Origin of the sequence: Acidovorax sp. 69, from assembly GCF_002797445.1 — a bacterium.
Taxonomy (GTDB): domain Bacteria; phylum Pseudomonadota; class Gammaproteobacteria; order Burkholderiales; family Burkholderiaceae_C; genus Acidovorax.
Window position 1 is genome coordinate 4721894 of sequence record NZ_PGEP01000001.1, and the last position, 14515, is coordinate 4736408.

12 protein-coding genes and 2 pseudogenes are annotated in these 14515 nt (G+C 65.9%); 8 read left to right on the forward strand and 6 right to left on the reverse strand.

Going from position 1 to position 14515, the window contains the following annotated elements:
• Window positions 1-141 precede the first annotated feature (141 nt).
• On the forward strand, window positions 142-1647 hold the full coding sequence (locus CLU85_RS21745) for a methyl-accepting chemotaxis protein (RefSeq protein ID WP_198509228.1): 1506 nt from the start codon (window positions 142-144) through the stop codon (window positions 1645-1647).
• 78 nt (window positions 1648-1725) lie between these two features.
• Here CLU85_RS21745 and CLU85_RS23480 read toward each other — a convergent pair.
• Window positions 1726-2601, reverse strand: a pseudogene (locus tag CLU85_RS23480) (amidohydrolase family protein); the annotation flags it as partial.
• Between the two features lie 50 nt (window positions 2602-2651).
• Window positions 2652-3340: pseudogene (locus tag CLU85_RS21755) on the reverse strand (dienelactone hydrolase family protein).
• 116 nt (window positions 3341-3456) lie between these two features.
• On the opposite strand from CLU85_RS21755, the gene CLU85_RS21760 reads away from it, so the two are divergent.
• The 6 genes from CLU85_RS21760 to CLU85_RS21785 all read left to right on the forward strand — a co-directional run bounded on the left by CLU85_RS21760 (window position 3457) and on the right by CLU85_RS21785 (window position 9374).
• On the forward strand, window positions 3457-4203 hold the full coding sequence (locus tag CLU85_RS21760) for an SDR family oxidoreductase (RefSeq protein ID WP_100412098.1): 747 nt from the start codon (window positions 3457-3459) through the stop codon (window positions 4201-4203).
• A gap of 166 nt (window positions 4204-4369) precedes the next feature.
• Window positions 4370-5005 (forward strand): MarC family protein, encoded by a 636-nt coding sequence (locus tag CLU85_RS21765; protein ID WP_008905809.1) that lies wholly within the window; start codon window positions 4370-4372, stop codon window positions 5003-5005.
• Between the two features lie 152 nt (window positions 5006-5157).
• Window positions 5158-5862 carry a winged helix-turn-helix domain-containing protein gene (locus CLU85_RS21770; protein WP_100412099.1) on the forward strand — a complete coding sequence of 235 codons (705 nt, stop codon included), beginning with the start codon at window positions 5158-5160 and terminating at the stop codon, window positions 5860-5862.
• A gap of 133 nt (window positions 5863-5995) precedes the next feature.
• Window positions 5996-7462, forward strand: a complete 1467-nt coding sequence (creC, locus tag CLU85_RS21775; protein WP_100412100.1) for a two-component system sensor histidine kinase CreC — start codon at window positions 5996-5998, stop codon at window positions 7460-7462.
• Window positions 7463-7572: 110 nt separating this feature from the next.
• Window positions 7573-9006, forward strand: a complete 1434-nt coding sequence (creD, locus tag CLU85_RS21780; RefSeq protein ID WP_100412101.1) for a cell envelope integrity protein CreD — start codon at window positions 7573-7575, stop codon at window positions 9004-9006.
• Entirely contained in the window at window positions 9003-9374 is a 372-nt protein-coding gene (locus CLU85_RS21785) for a hypothetical protein (RefSeq protein WP_232727896.1), read from the forward strand. Before creD ends, CLU85_RS21785 begins: the two co-directional genes overlap by 4 nt.
• A gap of 67 nt (window positions 9375-9441) precedes the next feature.
• Here CLU85_RS21785 and CLU85_RS21790 read toward each other — a convergent pair whose 3' ends face one another.
• The 4 genes from CLU85_RS21790 to CLU85_RS21805 form a co-directional block, all read right to left on the reverse strand.
• On the reverse strand, window positions 9442-10488 hold the full coding sequence (locus tag CLU85_RS21790; protein WP_100412102.1) for a sensor domain-containing diguanylate cyclase: 1047 nt from the start codon (window positions 10486-10488) through the stop codon (window positions 9442-9444).
• A gap of 151 nt (window positions 10489-10639) precedes the next feature.
• Window positions 10640-11167 carry a hemerythrin domain-containing protein gene (locus tag CLU85_RS21795; protein WP_100412103.1) on the reverse strand — a complete coding sequence of 176 codons (528 nt, stop codon included), beginning with the start codon at window positions 11165-11167 and terminating at the stop codon, window positions 10640-10642.
• A 160-nt stretch (window positions 11168-11327) separates the two neighbouring features.
• On the reverse strand, window positions 11328-11909 hold the full coding sequence (locus tag CLU85_RS21800) for a hypothetical protein (protein WP_100412104.1): 582 nt from the start codon (window positions 11907-11909) through the stop codon (window positions 11328-11330).
• A gap of 111 nt (window positions 11910-12020) precedes the next feature.
• Window positions 12021-12239 carry a CsbD family protein gene (locus CLU85_RS21805; RefSeq protein WP_100412693.1) on the reverse strand — a complete coding sequence of 73 codons (219 nt, stop codon included), beginning with the start codon at window positions 12237-12239 and terminating at the stop codon, window positions 12021-12023.
• A gap of 428 nt (window positions 12240-12667) precedes the next feature.
• Between CLU85_RS21805 and CLU85_RS21810 the strand changes: the two genes are divergently transcribed.
• Window positions 12668-14485: a DUF1800 family protein gene (locus tag CLU85_RS21810; RefSeq protein WP_232727897.1), complete on the forward strand. Its 1818-nt coding sequence runs from the start codon at window positions 12668-12670 to the stop codon at window positions 14483-14485.
• The last annotated feature ends 30 nt before the right edge of the window (window positions 14486-14515 follow it).

Consider the following 14515-nt stretch of genomic DNA (forward strand, 5'->3'; position numbering starts at 1 on the left):
GGCCCTCTCTCGCCATCCCATCGCGTGCAAGCCCCTCGTACGGGCTTCTGGAACGCCACCGCAAGCCACAGGTCTGCGGATAAAAATCATTTTTATTAAATTATGAAGAAAACTTTGTCGATTGTCGGAAAGCTCCGACTGATGGCTGCCTTGAGCACGTTCATCCTCATCGCTGTCTCTGGCTACATGCTCATGACGCAGTACCAGCACAACCGCCGCGACCGCGAAATCGCGGTGCGCCAGACCGTGGAAGTGGGTCACTCGATCCTGGCCTGGGCGCACCAGCTGGAGACCTCTGGCAGCCAGACCCGTGAGCAGGCGCAGCAGATGGCTCACCAGGCCCTGCAGACCGTGCGCTACTCGGGCAAAGAGTATTTTTGGTTGCAGGACATGAATGCCCGCGTGGTCATGCACCCCTTCCGCCCCGACCTCAACGGCAAGGACGGCTCTGGCATCAAGGACCCGGACGGCCAGGCCATCTTTGTCATGTTTGCCCAACGCGCACAACAAAGCGATGGCGGCGGCCTGGTGGAATACCAGTGGCCCAAGCCAGGTCAGGACGTCCCGGCACCCAAGATTTCGTATGTGAAGGGCTTTGCCCCTTGGGGCTGGGTGCTGGGCTCGGGGGTATACGCCGACGACCTGCGGGCCCAGTTCCTGTCCAGCCTGTGGCGCGCTGCGGCCGTGGTGGTCGTCGCCCTCATCATCAACCTGCTGCTGGTGCGCAATGTGTACCGCACCGTCACCAAAGGCCTGAACAAGGCGATCCGCGTCGCCCAAGCCATCGCCGGGCGTGATCTGACCCAGAAAATCACCATCAAGGGCACTGACGAGATCAGCCACCTGCTGCAAGCCATGAAGGACATGAGCACGGGCCTGGTGGACACGCTGCACACCGTGCACAGTGCCACCGAGCAACTGGCCCAGGCCAGCGAGCAGATCGCCAGTGGCAACCTGGACCTGAGCAGCCGCACCGAAAGCACGGCCGCAAACCTGGAGGAAACCGCCGCCAGCATGGAAGAGCTGACCGGCTCGGTCGCCCACAACGCCGAAGCTGCCCGCAAGGCGGCCGAGCGTGCCGACCAGGCCAGTAAAGTAGCCACCCAGGGCGGCGAAGCCGTGGCCCGGGTGGTGGACACGATGAATGGCATCACCGAATCGTCGCGCCAGATCGCGGACATCATTGGCGTGATTGACGGCATTGCCTTCCAGACCAACATCCTCGCGCTCAATGCAGCCGTTGAAGCAGCACGCGCTGGCGATCAGGGCCGGGGCTTTGCGGTGGTGGCCACCGAGGTGCGCAACCTGGCCAGCCGCAGCGCCGATGCTGCCCGCCAGATCAAGACGCTGATCCAGGCCTCTGTCGAGCGCGTAGAGGCGGGCTCGACCCAGGTGGCCCAGGCGGGCGGCACCATGGCGCGCGTGGTCAGCAGCGTGCAGGAAGTGCAGACGCTGATCCAGGAGATCACCCACGCCACCACCGAGCAGAGCAACGGCATCTCGCAGGTCAATGTGGCGGTGGCCGAACTCGATCGCATGACCCAGCAAAACGCTTCGCTGGTCGAAGAGTCGGCCGCCGCCGCAGAAAATCTGCGTGAGCAGGCCCTGTCGCTGGCCGACAGCGTGAACCAATTCAAGCTGGGCTGAGGTATCCGCACAGAGGCCCACTCCAGGCAATGGGCGGCACCTCAACCCTCCATGGCGCTTACTGGGGCGTGTCTGCCACCCCCACAACCCTGCCGCGTTGTGCCATGCAATCTTGCGTGCCACGTCAGCGGGCAGGCCACCCAGCCACTGGCGGTAGCCCTGCATCAGGCTTTCGTAGTGTTGCCAGCGCTGGTTCACCCAGGTGTCCGAGCCGATCACGAAGCGTGTGGGGTATTTGAGCAGCAGCGCACGCCAGGCGGGGCACAGCTGGTTGTCGTCGCACACCAGGCCCGGGCGGTACGATAGTTCGCCCACCAGGCCGGGGTAGCGCGCCATCAGGGCGTCCGCGCGCTCCACCGGCGCGCCGCCAATGCCGGTGTGGGCCCAGATCAGCCGGGCCTTCTGGCCTTTGGACGGGGTGTTGGCCATCAGCAGGTCGATGGCGGCGTCGTCCACATGCGCCAGCACCACCAGATCGCGCTGTTCGGCCAGGGCCATGAGCTTCTTGGCCACGGGTCCGTCGGCATTGGCGCTGTCATACAGGTGGAACTCGCCAATGCCACGGTACGGGCCTGCGCCGGTGCCGCGCGCCAGTTCCGCCAGCACCATGTCGTAGATGGTCTCGTCGCGGAACCAGCTCGAATAGTCGTCCCGGTTGCGGTACAGCCGCACAAACGGCACGACCGTCACGCCCGCCTCGCGCGTCTGCGGCAGGCCCGCCAGGGTGAGCGATCCGGTATTGGGCCGCGAGTTGGCCACGATGGCGCGCACGCCGCTGGCCTTCATGCGCGCCAGCACATCGGCGGGCGGGTGCGGGCCTGCCCGGCCGTCCCAAGCTTCTTCGTTGTAGTGCAGGTGGGCGTCGAACAGGGGGCCGGTGTAGTCAGCCGCGTGTACCAGCGCCCCAAACGCTATTAAAAACGTAGCTGTCAGCGCTTTGAGTACGGGCGCCATCGGCCAAAAATGCTTCAAGTTTGCCATCACAGCCCCCGTTGTCCGTGGTCTCAGCCCAGGTGCTTGGCAAAGAAGGCCAGGGTGCGCTCGCGCGCGGTGTTGGCGGCAGCCTCGTCGTAGCTGCCACGCTGGTCGCAGTTGAAGCCGTGGTCGGCGGCGTACACATGCACTTCGACCTCTGGGTGGGCCTTGCCGAAGGCCTGCACGCTGTCCAGTGGAATCCAGTGGTCGCGCTCGCCAAAGTGAGCCAGCACCGGCACCCGGGGTGTGCGGGCCACTTCTTCCGGCGTGGTCACGCCACCACCGTAGTAGGGCACGGCGGCCGACAGGCCCTGGAGCAGGCAGGCCGAGCGCCAGGTGAGCAGACCGCCCCAGCAGTAGCCCACGATGCCCACCTTGCCGCCGCTTTGCTGCGCGGCGTAGTCGATAGCGGCCTGGATGTCGGGCAGCACGCCAGGGGCAGACAAGGCCTCGACTGCGGCTTTCAGGCCCATGCCGGCCTGCATGTCATCCGCCGTGTAGCCCAGCTCCACACCTTGCTGAACGCGGTGGAACGTGGACGGCGCCACTGCCAGGTAGCCACTGGCGGCATAGCGGTCGGCCACCGAGCGAATGTGCGAGTTCACGCCAAAAATCTCTTGCAGTACCACCACGGCGCCCCGGGGGTGCCCTCGGGCCTGGCGACCCAGGCGGGGGCCACAAAACCGTCACTCGACGTCAGATCGACAAACTGTCCCATGCTGAATGCTCCTTGATAAGTAGGGTGATCGGATGGGCCGCAATGCGGGCCAAGGGGCTGCGCAACGGGGCGCAGAACCTGTTCCAATGCGCCATTCTTGCAGGAGACCCTGTTCCATGGAGAAGATCGCATTAATCACCGGGGCCAGCCGGGGCATTGGCGCCGCCACCGCACTGCTGGCCGCAAAACAGGGCTGGGCAGTGGCCGTCAACTACCTCGCCAACGAGGCCGCCGCGCAGGGCGTGGTCGATGCCATCCGTGCGCACGGCGGCACCGCCATCGCCGTGCAGGCCGACGTGGCGAACGAGGCCGAGATCCTGGCCATGTTCCAGGCCGTGGACACCCAGCTCGGCCGCATCGGCGCACTGGTCAACAACGCCGGGGTGGTGGACGTGACCGCCCGCGTGGACGCCATGAGCGCCGACCGCCTGCGCCGCATGTTCGACACCAACGTGATCGGCAGCATCGTGTGTGCCCGCGAAGCCGTGCGGCGCATGAGCACGCGCCATGGCGGCACAGGCGGCGCCATCGTCAACGTATCCAGCGCCGCCTCGCGCCTGGGCTCGGCCCACCAGTATGTGGACTACGCAGCGGCCAAGGGCGCCATCGACACCTTCACCATCGGCCTGGCGCGCGAGGTGGCGGCCGAGGGCATCCGCGTGAACGCCGTGCGCCCGGGCCTGATCGAGACCGACATCCACGCCAGCGGCGGCCTGCCCGACCGCGTGCGCGACCTGGCCCACCAGGTGCCCATGCAACGCGGTGGCACGGCCGACGAGGTGGCCGAGGCCATCGTCTGGCTGATGTCGCCGGCGGCCAGCTACACCACCGCCACGCTGATGGACGTGTCGGGCGGGCGTTGACGGCCAACGGTAACCCGGCGCGGCTGCGCTGCAGCGCAGCATGCGCGGCCGTCAAACCGCGCTGAAAACACCGCATACTCGCGCACACCCTGGGCCGTGCCACCGCGCCTGCCCACGGCCTGAGCCCGACGAACCAACCTGCCCACTTGCCCTTGGGAGCGCCCTGATGGACCTCAAACCCCTGATCACCCTGCTGGCCATCGTCAACCCGCTGGCCATCGTGCCGTTCTTCATCCACTACACCCAGGGCTTCTCGTACCCGCAGCGGCGCCGCACCATCCAGGTGGCCAGCTTCAGCGTGTTCTGCGTGATTGCGGCCTGTGCGCTGCTGGGTCTGCAGATCCTCGATTTCTTCAACATCTCGCTGCAGAGCTTCCAGGTGGGCGGCGGCATGCTGCTGCTCATCAGCGCGATGAACATGCTCAACGCCCAGCCCGCCGAGGCCAAGCCCAGCACCAACGAGTTTGAAGAAGGGGCCGAGAAAGCCGCTGCGGGCAGCAGCATTGCCGTGGTGCCGCTCACCATCCCGCTGCTCACCGGCCCGGCCAGCATGTCTACCGTGGTGATCTATGCCGACCGCGCGCAGGGCGTTTGGCAGACGCTGGCCTTGGTGGGCTACGGCGTGGTCATTGCGCTGGCCACCGCCGTGTGTTTTGCCCTGGCCGACCCCATTGCGCGCGTTCTGGGCAAGACCGGCATCAACGTGATGACCCGGTTGATGGGCCTGATCCTGGCCGCGCTGGCGGTAGAGGTGATGGCCGATGGCCTGGGCAAGCTTTTCCCCATCCTGATCGCACGCTGAAATGGGAAACCCCCTGAGTCGCCTGCGGCGCCATCCCCCCAAGTGGGGGACGGCGCCCTCACTGCGGGGCGGCCTTTGCTCGGCGTCCCCCGCCTGCGCCGCGCCAGTTGCGTTGTCTGCGCAGGGTGCGCGGCACCGGGGATGATTGAGGCATGTCTGCCAAACTCCTGCTGCTTGAAGACGACCCCGCCATCGCCCGCACCGTGGCCTATGCGCTGGAGCGCGATGGCCTGACCGTCACGCACAGCCTGCTGGTGCACGACGCACGCCAGCAGTTGCAGTGCACCCGTTTTGACCTGCTGGTGCTGGACGTGGGCCTGCCCGACGGCAGCGGCCTGGACCTGCTGCGCGATGTGCGCAATGCGCCGCCCACCGCCGCCCTGCCCGTGCTGATGCTCAGCGCCCGCGGCGAAGAAATCGACCGCGTGCTGGGCCTGGAGCTGGGTGCCGACGACTACCTCACCAAACCCTTCAGCCCACGCGAACTGGCTGCGCGCGTGAAGGCGCTGCTGCGCCGTGCAGGCCACGGAAACGGCAACGGCCACCCGGCAGCGCCCGCCGCCACAGCCGCCGCGCTGTTCCACGACGAAGAGCCCGGCCAGCGCATCAGCCTGCGTGGCCAGGCCCTGCCGCTGACGCGGCGCGAGTACCGCCTGCTGTCCCACCTGCTGCGCGGCGCAGGCCGCATCCACTCGCGCGACGCCCTGCTGGCCGCCGCCTGGGGCGACGACAGCGAAAGCACCGACCGCACGGTGGACACCCACATCAAGACCCTGCGCGCCAAGCTGCGCGAAGTGGACCCGGCGCGCGAGTACATCAGCACGCACCGGGGCATGGGGTATTGCCTGGATGTCTGAAGCCCCCCTGAGTCGCTGCGCGCCCTCCCCCGTGGGGAAACGCCACCCCTGGCCGGGCGAAGCCGGTTCCACGGTGGCGCTCGCCTGCGCAGCGTCAGTTTCGAAACTCGCGCGCGCAACGCGAGGTTAGCCAATGCGCCTCGGCATCCGTCTGCTGTTCGCCTTCTTCCTCATCAACGGCATTGCCGCGTTCTTCGTGCTGCGCGTGTTCATGGCCGAGATCAAGCCCAGCGTGCGCGAGGTGATGGAAGACATGATGGTGGACACGGCCAATATTTTGGCCGAGCTGGCCAGCGAGGACCTGGCCGCCGGGCGGCTGGCGGCGGAGGCCAACAACAGCAGCACCAGCCCGTTTGTCCAGCATGTGCGCCGTTATGCCACGCGGCCCATCGATGCGGCGATCTGGGGCTTCTCCAAACAGTCGCTCGACTACCGCATCTATGTGACCGACACCACGGGGCGCGTGCTGTTCGACTCCGAAAACCGTGCCGTTGGTGCCGATTATTCGCAGTGGCGCGACGTGGCGCGCACATTGCGCGGCGAGTATGGCGCGCGCTCTACGCGCGACGTGGAAGATGACGACACCAGCGGCGTGATGCATGTGGCGGCGCCCATCTACGTGAAGGAACAGATCGCAGGCGTGCTCACCGTGGCCAAGCCCACGCGCACTGTGCAGCGCTTCATCGACCGCGCCGAGCGCAAGGTCTTCATGGGCGGGCTGCTGCTGCTGGCGCTCTCGGCCGCCGTGGGCGTGGCCGTGACGCTGTGGATGGTGTGGAACGTGCGCCGCCTGCGCGACTACGCCCTGAGCGTTCAAGGCCCTGCCGATGGCGAACACAGCGACCCCGATAGCCCGCCCACCACAGCGCTCGCCGTACCCCAAGTCCCCGGCGAGCTGGGCGATCTGGCCCGCGCCATGGACCGGATGCGCGCGCGGCTGGAGGGGCGCGACTACATCGAGGGCTATGTCCGCGCCCTCACGCACGAGCTCAAAAGCCCCGTGGCTGCCATCCGGGGCGCGGGCGAACTGTTGCAGGACGAACTGCCTGCCGCTGACCGCGCCGAGTTCGCGACCCAGGTGGTGCAGCAAAGCGAGCGCCTGCAGCGCATCATCGACCGGCTGCTGGAGCTGTCCAAGCTGGAGCAGCGCCAGCACGCCGAAGGCCGCGCGCCCGTGGCGCTGCACGACTGCGCCGAGGCCGCCATTGCCCAGACCCGCGCCCGCGCCGGACAGCGCGGCATCACCCTGACTCTGGCGGGCCAGGGCAGCAGCGGCCCGTGGGAGGCCGAACTGGTAACACTGGCCCTGACCAACGTGCTCGACAACGCGATCGACTTCGCGCCCACAGGCAGCACCGTGCAGGTGGAACTGAACGGCGCCACCGTGGCCGTGCGGGACAGTGGCCCCGGCGTTCCCGACTACGCCCTGCCCCGCCTCGGTGAGCGCTTCTTCACCACTGCACGGCCTGGCGGAGAGCGCAGCGGATCGGGCCTGGGCCTCGCCATCGTCAAGCGGGTGATGGCGCTGCACGGGGGACAGATGGTGGTGCGCAATACCGCGCCCGGCCTGTGGGTGGGCCTGGAGTTTCCGCACACCTGACAACCACGCGAGCGCAGGCCGCACCGACTTCACCCTGGCCTCACAAACTTCATAGCGCCCTCACAGCGCGCCACAACACTGCCTCCACAACATCATTTGTGGAGGATCTCTTGTTCAAACACCCCCTGTTCACAAAATTGGCCGCGCTGGCAGCCATCACCCTGCTGCTGCTCTTGGGCCTGGGCATGATCGAAAACGTAGTGCGTGACCGGTTGCGCTACCGCAGCATCACCGCGCAGAGTGTGGCCGAGAGTCTGGCGGGGCCGCAGACGCTGATGGGCCCCATGATCCACAGTGCCTGTGTGGAGAGCTGGGATGTGGAGACGGGCAAGGGTGACGAGCGCCGCATGGTGGAGCAGCGCCGCGAGTTCATCCTGACGGCGATGCCCGAGCAGCTCAAACTGAGCACGGGCGCCGCGATGGAAGAGCGTGCGCGCGGGTTGCACAAGGTGAACACCTACAACCTCAAGGCCCACGTCACAGCGCAATGGGGCTCGCTGGCCAGCCTGCTGCCGCAGAGCAGCATGAAAAACTCGCGCATGCACTGCGGCGCGCCCATTGTCATGATGGCCGTGGGTGACGCACGCGGCATCCGCACCGCGCAGTTCACCATGGGTGCGCAGGCGCTGGCCCTCAAGCCCGGCACCTTCCACCCCACCTACAGTCGGGGCCTGCATGCCGTGTTGCCGGAGTCGGTGCGCGGCAAGGCCGATGGCCTGACCGCCGCGCTGGACCTGGAGCTGGTCGGCACCGAGCGCCTGGCCATCGTGCCGCTGGGCGGCAACACCGAGGTGTTGATGACCAGCAGCTGGCCCCACCCGTCGTTTGCGGGCCGCTTCCTGCCCTCGGAACGCGAGGTCAAGAAAACCGGCTTCTCCGCCCAGTGGCGCCTGTCGTCGCTGGCCACCACGGCACAGGCCGACATTGCGAACGGCAAGCGCATCTGCCTGGGCGCCGACGAAGGCACCGACTATGCGCCCAGCGGGGCCACCCCGGGCGACTGTGCCGACAGCTTCAGCGTGGCCTTCGTCGATCCGGTGAACCCCTACTCCCTCTCTGACCGCGCCACCAAGTACGGCGTGTTGTTCATTGCCCTCACCTTCGTGGCCGTGGGCTTGTTCGAGCTGATGAAGAAACTGCGTGTGCATCCTGTGCAGTACCTGCTGGTGGGCAGCGCGCTGTGCAGCTTCTTCTTGTTGCTGGTGAGTCTGTCGGAGCACCTGCCGTTTGGCATCTCCTACGCCATTGCAGCCACGGCCTGTGTGCTGCTGCTCGCCTACTACGCCAGCCATATGCTGGGCAGCCTGGCGCGCGGTATCCCGCTGGGGGCGGGCATTGCGTTGCTGTATGGCCTGTTGTACGTGCTGCTGCAGCTCGAGCAAACCGCGTTGGTGGTGGGCGCGATTGCACTCTTCCTGGTGCTGGCCGCCGTGATGGTGCTGACCCGCAAGGTGAACTGGTACGGGCTGTCGCAAGGTGGCACGCCCAACCGCCCCATGCCACCAGTCGCACGCCCGGTCGCCCCCCGCACGGAGGCAGCATGAGGGAACATCAACAACACACCCCCTCCACGCCCCGCAGCGCCTGGGCGCTGCATCTGGCGCAGACCCCCGCAGACCCGGTGGCAGGTGCCGCAGCCCCCCGCCGCGCCCCCCTGACCGCCGCAGAGGCCGAGCGCGTACAGCGCCACCGCGACCAGCTGATGGGCGCCCTGCGCGCCCAGGACCGACTGGCGCTGCTCTGTGCCAAACAACAGGTGCTGGAGGCGGCGTTTCGCCCACGCGATGCAGCGCGCCCGGCCAGCGCGGCCGATTCGCCCGCCTTGCGCCAGGCGCTGCGGGATCTTTCGTGGCACATGGCGGGCCTGTTGCTGCCACGCCGTGCGCGGCACGGAACCGGCGCTGAAATATAGAGAAAATGGCCTGTAGCGCTTTAACGTCAAGCGCCGTCAGCTATCAAAAAAAAAGCACCTCCTGAGACTACGCAACCACGGTGCGGCTTCGGCCTTCACGTTTGGCGGTGTACAGCGCGGAATCCAGCAAGCGCAGCGTGACATCCAGCGGGCGCAGCGGGTCAAGGAGGGTCAGCCCCATGCTGACGGCCAGCACCAGCGGGGGTTCGATGCCGGGCAGGGGGTGCTCGGCCAGCGCCGCATGTACGCGCTGTGACACCGCCTGTGCCTGGTCCACCCGGGTGGCGGGCAGCAGGGCCAGAAACTCCTCGCCGCCCCAGCGCCCCAGCACATCGGCCGCGCGGAAAACTTCGCGGCACAGCGTGGCAAACAGCCGCAGCGCCTGGTCGCCCACATGGTGGCCGTACAAGTCGTTCACGCGCTTGAAGTGGTCCAGGTCCATCATCAGCAGGCAAGCGGGCTCGCGGCCCCGCTGCAGCAGCGCCCATTCCTGGCGCAGGCGGTCGGTGAACGAGCGGCGGTTGGCCAACCCGGTCAGCACATCGGTGTGGGCCAGCACGGCCATCTGGTGGCGGGCCTCCTCCAGCTCCACCAGCATCTGGCCCTGGCGGTCGTTGGCACGCTTAAGCTCCAGCAGCCGGATCACCTGGCGCGCAAGGGCGGAGAGCAGCTCCTGCATCCTGGCAGACAGCTCGCGCGGCCGGTGGTCCAGCACACACAGCGTGCCCAGCACATAGCCGTCGGGAGTGACCAGGGGAGCGCCTGCGTAGAACCGCAGCGGGTTCTCCTGGGTCACGATGCCAAAGTGTGCAAACCGCGCGTCTTGCGCCAGATCGGGGACAACAAAAACACCCGATTGCCGGATGGCGTATCGGCACACGGATTGGTCGAGCGGTGTCTCCCGCCCGGGGAGCCCCAGCGCAGACTTGAACCACTGGCGATCACGGTCCACGAAACTGATCAGGGCCACAGGGGCATCACACACGTGGCCAGCAATGTCGGCCAGCTCGTCGTAGGCGGGCTCCATCGGGGTGTCGAGAATGCCGTAGCGCTGCAGTGCCTGCAGGCGCTCGGCGTCGTCGCCCTGGACATCAGAGAAAGCCGTATTGGCCATAGAGCAAAGCGGCCATGCCGCCACCACTTGCCTGGAGACTTGGCAGCATGCCACACAAGCGCAACCTGCGCACGGGTGAAAGCACACTGGCGGCGGGCTCTGCGCATGCCAGGGGCAACAGTCCTTGCAGGGGACGACGGACGGGGGTTCTCTAGGCCACCGCTTCCTGCCGGGCGTCGGCAGTTGCCTCCACGGGCTCCTGGGTGCCATCCGAGCAGGTCGAACCGCCGCAGCCGTGGATCAACGCGCCGGGCAGTGCCTGCGGTGCATGCACCACGCCCGTGACGGGATCGAACCCCACGCGACGCAAGTGCAATGCCAACGCAGCATCCATGCTCTGCGCATGCTGGGGGAACCACAGGGCCAGTTCGCTCGCCATCACCCGCAGCACGGTCAGGTCGCCCTGCTCAGCCCGCACAGCCCCTTCACGCATCACCTGCAACACCACCTTGTGCTGCATGCTGTGGCAATTGCCCGACGCGAAGCGGGTAGAGGCCATCCATAGGTCTTCCTGCCCGAAGTGTTGCTCGGTGTGTTCAATCAGCGCCTGCCATGTGGAGAGCAGTTGCGCATCTGCGGCTCGGTCCACTGCCGCCAGCAGATCTACGAACTCCCGGTGGGTGTCGTCCATCAGGGGCAGATCCAGGTTGAGCGCATCCGACCATTCGAGTTGGGCCATGGGAATCCCTTGTGCATCCAGACAAAACACGAGCTTAGGGTTCCTGCCGCGTGTGCGCTTTGATGCAGGTCATTTTTGTTCGCGGCGAGCGCGTGCTCTACACACCGCAGTGTGTGGAGCACGCATTCCACCGGATACGGCCCGGTGCGAACGGGTCAGATCAACTCTGGCCGTACATGCGTTTGGCGTCGTCCACACATTTGGACTTCAGGTCACCCGACAACGCATCGCAGCGCTCCTTGGCCGCCTTGTAATTGGCCTCATTCTTTTCTGCAGCGGCGTCCTTGCGGGTTTCGGCGACATGGGCCGCCTTCTCCGCGGAGTTGTCCGCAGGCTTGGCCTGCGCTGCGGCAACCTTGGCGTTTTCCTTGGCCTTCACATGTTCGGCCTTGGCGTCCTTCACGCAGACATCCTTGGCATTGCCGGTGAGGTCATCACACTTTTCCTTGGCAACCGCGTAGGCGGCATCAGCGCGGGCGTCAGCCACCTTCTGGCTGGCCTTGGCGCTGGGCTTGTACTGGGCATCCAGATCGGCTTTGGCCACGTTTTCGGTGCCCTTGGCCTCCTTCATGCAGATGTCCTTGGCGTTGGCCTTGAGGGCATCGCATTTTTGTTTGTTCATCTTGTAGTCTGCCGATATACCGTCCTTGGCAGCCTTGTACTCAGGCTGTGTCATGGCGATGGCAGAGGTGGCCAGCAGGCCAGCAGCGACAGAGGCGATGAAGGTGCGTGCAAATTTCATGGGTTTCTCCTCGGGGAAATTGGGGTTGTGAACAGGTGCGTTGTGGCAACCTGGGTACAGGCTCTGGCGGCATGCGGGGTGATGGCCCCGCACCCAGCGCCTGAAAGCAGGTCAATCGTTGAAGCGAAAGTCAGGATGGCGGGCCTGCCATTCCTTGAGTTGCTTTTCGGCTGCGTCACGTGCGATGCCCTGACGTTCTTGCAGCGTCCCCAGAAACTGCTCGCGCTTGCCGTCGATGACGTCGAAGTCGTCGTTGGTGAGCTTGCCCCACTGCTCGATCATCTTGCCCTTGAACTGCTTCCAGTTGCCCTTGATGGTGTCTTCATTCATGGTGTGCATCCTCAAAAAACTTCGCGTCAGCCATCCACTCGGAATGCGTGGAACCTTTGCGTGATGCGATGGGGTTCACTGTAAAAATGATCTGGAGCAGGCGCCGTAGTCCATGCCACGCAGCACACGTCAGCACAGGACTACGGGCGTGACGGACATCGCCGATGAAGTCGCTCCCGCCCTCTGGCGAAGACCAGCGAGGGCTCCATGCAAGGTACAAGGTGTTGCAATGGCCCATCATTCAGGCCGTTGGCGCAGCGGGCATTGCATAGGCGTGTTTCGCTTGGTAACACTTGTGTTTCCAGGCGGGCGTGGCGTGTGATTTAGTCATGACTGTGCTGCCAGCGGCAGACTTTTTGACCACGACCACCATGACACATTCATACGAGGAGACTCTGACAACCGCGGTTGCAGAGGCACCAGAGGGCATGCCCCTTCCCCCCGAACACTCCACCATCGCCAGCAGGGCCCACCCGCCCTTGCTGACCGCGCTGTTTGCGTCCACCGCCCTGGCCGCCTGCGGAGGCGGCGGTGGCGACAGCGCGCCAGGCACGGGGACACCCAGTGCACCTGTGCCATCCACCCCCTCGCTGGGCAACTACGCCCATCCCTCCGCAAGCACGGACAACGAGGCCGCACGCTTTCTGTTGCAGGCACAGTTCTCTGCGTCGACCCCCGAGATTGCCGCGCTACGGTCAACCACCTATGCCAGCTGGCTGGACAGCCAGTTCAGCGCCTCCGCCAGCCAGACGGGCTGGGACTGGCTGAACCAGCGCGGTTATGCCGCCATCAGTGACGCTACGGCCTATTACGACAACTCCTACCCGGCCGACTACATGATCTGGAACCAGCTCATGAAGTCCCCCGACGGTCTGCGCAAGCGTGTGGCCCTGGCGCTCTCCGAAATCTGCGTGGTGTCGCTCACCGGGGTGGACATCACCTGGCGCTGCCACGCCATGGCCTGGTACTGGGACCAACTGGTCAACAACGCATTTGGCAACTACCGCTCAATCCTGGAAGACGTCACGCTCAACGCGGCCATGGGTTACTACCTCAACACCCGTGGCAACCAGAAAGAGAACGCGGCCACGGGCCGCCAGCCGGATGAGAACTACGCCCGTGAGGTGATGCAGCTCATGTCCATCGGGCTGGTGGAACTCAACCCCGATGGAACCGCCAAGAAGGACGGCGCGGGCAAACCCATCGACAGCTACACGATGAACGACGTGACCCATCTGGCACGCGTCTTCACCGGCTACGACTACGACCAGACGCAGAACGCGCCCACCACAGTGCCGGGCACGTCGCGTGTGGTGTCCAACACCACATTCGCGCGCCTGCCCATGGCGCTCAATACCTCACGCCATTCCACGCTGGCCGCTACCTTCCTCGGCACCACCGTGCCAGCCAACACTGCCGGGGCCGCTGCGCTCAAGACCGCGCTGGACACCCTGTTCAACCACCCCAACGTAGGCCCATTCATTGGCAAACAGCTGATTCAGCGCCTGGTCACCAGCAATCCGTCGCCCGCTTACGTGGCCCGTGTGACGGCGGCTTTCAATAACAACGGAGCGGGTGTGCGCGGCGACCTGCGCGCCGTGGTCAAGGCCATCTTGCTGGACGACGAGGCACGCGCGCCCGCCGGGCTCACCCAGCCGGGCTTTGGCAAGCTGCGCGAGCCCATGCTGCGCTTCGTGCAGTGGGGCCGCACCTTTGGCCTGAACTCGGCCCAGGGCAGCTGGAAGATCGGCGACCTGAGCGACCCAGGCTCCCGCCTGGGGCAAAGCCCGCTGCGCTCGCCCTCGGTGTTCAATTTTTTCCGGCCTGGCTATGTGCCACCCTCGACCGCGCTGGCGGCCAGCGGCGCCGTGGCGCCCGAGTTCCAGCTGGTCAACGAAAGCAGTGTGGGCGGCTACCTGAACTACATGCAGGGCGTCATCCGCAACGGCATCTACGTCAACGCCCCTGATCTGCCCAACAACGGCAGCACCCCCAGCAATGGCTACGACATCAAGGCCCCCTACACGAACGAACTGGCGCTGGTCACCGACGCCGATGCCCTGGTCGCCCGCATCAACCTGCTGATGTGCGCAGGCCAGTTGTCGGCAGCCACGGTCAAGCTCATTTCGGATGCATTGAAGGCAACGCCCGTCACGGCGGCCAGCACCGACAGCGCCAAGCTCGACCGTGTGGCTGCCGCCATCTTCCTGGTGATGGCTGCGGCCGAATACCTCGTTCAAAAGTAAGCCCCCATCACCGTCTCCGACAGAACCGAA

Bases quoted from the DNA above. Each gene is read 5' to 3' on its own strand.
- CLU85_RS21770 (WP_100412099.1), top strand. From the start codon at position 5,158: ATGTCTGCCAAACTCCTGCTGCTTGAAGACGACCCCGCCATCGCCCGC.
- CLU85_RS21760 (WP_100412098.1), top strand. From the start codon at position 3,457: ATGGAGAAGATCGCATTAATCACCGGGGCCAGCCGGGGCATTGGCGCC.
- CLU85_RS21795 (WP_100412103.1), bottom strand. From the start codon at position 11,167: ATGGCCCAACTCGAATGGTCGGATGCGCTCAACCTGGATCTGCCCCTG.
- CLU85_RS21805 (WP_100412693.1), bottom strand. From the start codon at position 12,239: ATGAATGAAGACACCATCAAGGGCAACTGGAAGCAGTTCAAGGGCAAG.
- CLU85_RS21790 (WP_100412102.1), bottom strand. From the start codon at position 10,488: ATGGCCAATACGGCTTTCTCTGATGTCCAGGGCGACGACGCCGAGCGC.
- CLU85_RS21785 (WP_232727896.1), top strand. From the start codon at position 9,003: ATGAGGGAACATCAACAACACACCCCCTCCACGCCCCGCAGCGCCTGG.
- CLU85_RS21800 (WP_100412104.1), bottom strand. From the start codon at position 11,909: ATGAAATTTGCACGCACCTTCATCGCCTCTGTCGCTGCTGGCCTGCTG.
- CLU85_RS21765 (WP_008905809.1), top strand. From the start codon at position 4,370: ATGGACCTCAAACCCCTGATCACCCTGCTGGCCATCGTCAACCCGCTG.
- creC (WP_100412100.1), top strand. From the start codon at position 5,996: ATGCGCCTCGGCATCCGTCTGCTGTTCGCCTTCTTCCTCATCAACGGC.
- CLU85_RS21810 (WP_232727897.1), top strand. From the start codon at position 12,668: ATGCCCCTTCCCCCCGAACACTCCACCATCGCCAGCAGGGCCCACCCG.
- CLU85_RS21745 (WP_198509228.1), top strand. From the start codon at position 142: ATGGCTGCCTTGAGCACGTTCATCCTCATCGCTGTCTCTGGCTACATG.